We start from the raw sequence: 868 nt of genomic DNA, 5'->3' as shown, positions 1-868 counted from the left end.
ATGTATTCTAAAGGATGGAATTTAAAAGCATTATATTCAATTTTATTAGGAACTATCTTTGCATTTTCAACTATTTGGAATCCTAATCTTAATATATTTCAATCATTTTCTTGGATAATTGGTTTTGTTGTTTCAAGTATTGTCTATTACCTGCTAGCAAGTGAAAAATGAATAAATTTGATTTAAAAAAAAAAGTTGCAATAGTTACAGGCGGAGCTCAAGGTTTTGGTTTGGATATAACAAAAAGATTTCTTAAATCTGGGGCAAAAGTAATTATTTGGGATAATGATGAAAATCAACTAAAAAAGATTGTTAAGAAAATTAAGAATAAAAATTTATATAAACAAATGGTCGATGTAACAGATCCTGAAAACGTTGAAGATTCTGTCAACAAAATCACTAAAAACATGAAAATTGATATATTAGTTAATAGTGCTGGTATCACTGGTTCAACTAATGAGCTGTGGAATTACGATTACGAGGAATGGAAAACAATTGTTGATATAAATTTACACGGAACTTTTAATTGCTGTAAGGCTGTAGTTCCACATATGATAAAAAAAAATTACGGAAGAATAGTTAATATAGCTTCAGTTTCTGGAAAAGATGGTAATGCAAAAGCTAGCGCATATAGTTCTTCAAAAGCAGGCGTAATCGCACTTACAAAATCTCTCGGAAAGGAATTAGCACATAAAAATATAGCCGTTAATGCAGTAACACCAGCGGGTGCTAAAACAAGGATTTTAAATCAAATGTCAAAAGAACATGTTAAAAGAATGCTTTCTAAAGTTCCAAGAGCAAGATTTCTGAAATTAAACGAACTTTCATCAATGATATGTTGGCTTTCATCTGACGAAAATTCATTTTC

Annotated in this window: 1 protein-coding gene; it reads left to right on the top strand. The window is 29.7% G+C overall.

The window, feature by feature from the left end:
• Positions 1–167: 167 nt before the first annotated feature.
• Positions 168–868: SDR family NAD(P)-dependent oxidoreductase (locus AMN80_RS00005; RefSeq protein ID WP_075519988.1), on the top strand; the 701-nt coding region annotated here is incomplete at its 3' end.

Origin of the sequence: Candidatus Pelagibacter communis (genome assembly GCF_001179985.1) — a bacterium.
In the GTDB taxonomy this organism is placed as follows: domain Bacteria; phylum Pseudomonadota; class Alphaproteobacteria; order Pelagibacterales; family Pelagibacteraceae; genus Pelagibacter; species Pelagibacter ubique_J.
This window is presented reverse-complemented; position numbering and strand designations above follow the sequence as displayed.